The organism is Pseudomonas sp. MWU13-2100, from assembly GCF_023242365.1.
GTDB lineage: Bacteria > Pseudomonadota > Gammaproteobacteria > Pseudomonadales > Pseudomonadaceae > Aquipseudomonas.
Genome location: NZ_JALLIX010000090.1, coordinates 1 through 3549, shown reverse-complemented (window position 1 = coordinate 3549; position 3549 = coordinate 1). Strand labels below are relative to the sequence as shown.

1 tRNA gene and 2 rRNA genes are annotated in these 3549 nt (G+C 51.3%); all 3 read left to right on the top strand.

Annotated features, from left to right (window positions below):
* Positions 1–47 precede the first annotated feature (47 nt).
* Positions 48–123: transfer RNA gene (locus M5B99_RS29330), tRNA-Ala, on the top strand.
* 257 nt (positions 124–380) lie between these two features.
* Positions 381–3272, top strand: a 23S ribosomal RNA gene (locus M5B99_RS29325).
* A gap of 171 nt (positions 3273–3443) precedes the next feature.
* Positions 3444–3549: ribosomal RNA gene (rrf, locus tag M5B99_RS29320) — 5S ribosomal RNA — on the top strand; the annotation flags it as partial.

Here is a 3549-nt window from a genome sequence, read left to right as displayed (position 1 = left end):
TCTGCCCAGACCCACCAATTTTGTGTGGGAAAAGCCTGTAGAAATACGGGGCCATAGCTCAGCTGGGAGAGCGCCTGCCTTGCACGCAGGAGGTCAACGGTTCGATCCCGTTTGGCTCCACCACTTACTGCTGTTTTGCTGTTTCTTGTTGTTAGAGCTTAGAAATGAGCATTCCATCACTGCGATGGTGAATGTTGATTTCTAGTCTTTGATTAGATCGTTCTTTAAAAATTTGGGTATGTGATAGAAAGATAGACTGGACGTTACTTTCACTGGTAACGGCTCAGGCTAAGGTAAAATTTGTGAGTGACTCTTAAGAGTTTTGCGAATTTTCGGCGAATGTCGTCTTCACAGTATAACCAGATTGCTTGGGGTTATATGGTCAAGTGAAGAAGCGCATACGGTGGATGCCTTGGCAGTCAGAGGCGATGAAAGACGTGGTAGCCTGCGAAAAGCTTCGGGGAGTCGGCAAACAGACTTTGATCCGGAGATGTCTGAATGGGGGAACCCAGCCATCATAAGATGGTTATCTTGTACTGAATACATAGGTGCAAGAGGCGAACCAGGGGAACTGAAACATCTAAGTACCCTGAGGAAAAGAAATCAACCGAGATTCCCTTAGTAGTGGCGAGCGAACGGGGACCAGCCCTTAAGTGGCTTTGAGATTAGCGGAACGCTCTGGAAAGTGCGGCCATAGTGGGTGATAGCCCTGTACGCGAAAATCTCTTGGTCATGAAATCGAGTAGGACGGGGCACGAGAAACCTTGTCTGAATATGGGGGGACCATCCTCCAAGGCTAAATACTACTGACTGACCGATAGTGAACTAGTACCGTGAGGGAAAGGCGAAAAGAACCCCGGAGAGGGGAGTGAAATAGATCCTGAAACCGTATGCGTACAAGCAGTGGGAGCCCACGTTGTTGGGTGACTGCGTACCTTTTGTATAATGGGTCAGCGACTTATTTTCAGTGGCGAGCTTAACCGAATAGGGGAGGCGTAGCGAAAGCGAGTCTTAATAGGGCGTCTAGTCGCTGGGAATAGACCCGAAACCGGGCGATCTATCCATGGGCAGGTTGAAGGTTGGGTAACACTAACTGGAGGACCGAACCGACTACCGTTGAAAAGTTAGCGGATGACCTGTGGATCGGAGTGAAAGGCTAATCAAGCTCGGAGATAGCTGGTTCTCCTCGAAAGCTATTTAGGTAGCGCCTCATGTATCACTGTAGGGGGTAGAGCACTGTTTCGGCTAGGGGGTCATCCCGACTTACCAAACCGATGCAAACTCCGAATACCTACAAGTGCCGAGCATGGGAGACACACGGCGGGTGCTAACGTCCGTCGTGAAAAGGGAAACAACCCAGACCGTCAGCTAAGGTCCCAAAGTCATGGTTAAGTGGGAAACGATGTGGGAAGGCTTAGACAGCTAGGAGGTTGGCTTAGAAGCAGCCACCCTTTAAAGAAAGCGTAATAGCTCACTAGTCGAGTCGGCCTGCGCGGAAGATGTAACGGGGCTCAAACCATGCACCGAAGCTACGGGTATCACTTAGGTGATGCGGTAGAGGAGCGTTCTGTAAGCCTGTGAAGGTGAGTTGAGAAGCTTGCTGGAGGTATCAGAAGTGCGAATGCTGACATGAGTAACGACAATGGGTGTGAAAAACACCCACGCCGAAAGACCAAGGTTTCCTGCGCAACGTTAATCGACGCAGGGTTAGTCGGTCCCTAAGGCGAGGCTGAAAAGCGTAGTCGATGGAAAACAGGTTAATATTCCTGTACTTCTGGTTATTGCGATGGAGGGACGGAGAAGGCTAGGCCAGCTTGGCGTTGGTTGTCCAAGTTTAAGGTGGTAGGCTGAAATCTTAGGTAAATCCGGGATTTCAAGGCCGAGAGCTGATGACGAGTTGTCTTTTAGATGACGAAGTGGTTGATGCCATGCTTCCAAGAAAAGCTTCTAAGCTTCAGGTAACCAGGAACCGTACCCCAAACCGACACAGGTGGTTGGGTAGAGAATACCAAGGCGCTTGAGAGAACTCGGGTGAAGGAACTAGGCAAAATGGCACCGTAACTTCGGGAGAAGGTGCGCCGGTGAGGGTGAAGGACTTGCTCCGTAAGCCCATGCCGGTCGAAGATACCAGGCCGCTGCGACTGTTTATTAAAAACACAGCACTCTGCAAACACGAAAGTGGACGTATAGGGTGTGACGCCTGCCCGGTGCCGGAAGGTTAATTGATGGGGTTAGCTAACGCGAAGCTCTTGATCGAAGCCCCGGTAAACGGCGGCCGTAACTATAACGGTCCTAAGGTAGCGAAATTCCTTGTCGGGTAAGTTCCGACCTGCACGAATGGCGTAACGATGGCGGCGCTGTCTCCACCCGAGACTCAGTGAAATTGAAATCGCTGTGAAGATGCAGTGTATCCGCGGCTAGACGGAAAGACCCCGTGAACCTTTACTATAGCTTTGCACTGGACTTTGAATTTGCTTGTGTAGGATAGGTGGGAGGCTTTGAAGCGTGGACGCCAGTTCGCGTGGAGCCAACCTTGAAATACCACCCTGGCAACTTTGAGGTTCTAACTCAGGTCCGTTATCCGGATCGAGGACAGTGTATGGTGGGTAGTTTGACTGGGGCGGTCTCCTCCTAAAGAGTAACGGAGGAGTACGAAGGTGCGCTCAGACCGGTCGGAAATCGGTCGTAGAGTATAAAGGCAAAAGCGCGCTTGACTGCGAGACAGACACGTCGAGCAGGTACGAAAGTAGGTCTTAGTGATCCGGTGGTTCTGTATGGAAGGGCCATCGCTCAACGGATAAAAGGTACTCCGGGGATAACAGGCTGATACCGCCCAAGAGTTCATATCGACGGCGGTGTTTGGCACCTCGATGTCGGCTCATCACATCCTGGGGCTGAAGCCGGTCCCAAGGGTATGGCTGTTCGCCATTTAAAGTGGTACGCGAGCTGGGTTTAGAACGTCGTGAGACAGTTCGGTCCCTATCTGCCGTGGACGTTTGAGATTTGAGAGGGGCTGCTCCTAGTACGAGAGGACCGGAGTGGACGAACCTCTGGTGTTCCGGTTGTCACGCCAGTGGCATTGCCGGGTAGCTATGTTCGGGAAAGATAACCGCTGAAAGCATCTAAGCGGGAAACTTGCCTCAAGATGAGATCTCACTGGAACCTTGAGTTCCCTGAAGGGCCGTCGAAGACTACGACGTTGATAGGCAGGGTGTGTAAGCGCTGTGAGGCGTTGAGCTAACCTGTACTAATTGCCCGTGAGGCTTGACCATATAACACCCAAGCAATTTGCTTGCTTCGAGCTGAAAAGCGAAAGAGCGCCAGATTGCGGTGTGTGAAGACGAAACGAACCGAAAGTTTGCGACTCACAAAACACCAAGCTGTCACATACCCATTTGCTGGAGCGTGATCTTGCAAGAGAAAACGAGCCGGCTACCGAATTTCTTGACGACCATAGAGCATTGGAACCACCTGATCCCATCCCGAACTCAGTAGTGAAACGATGCATCGCCGATGGTAGTGTGGGGTTTCCCCATGTGAGAGTAGGTC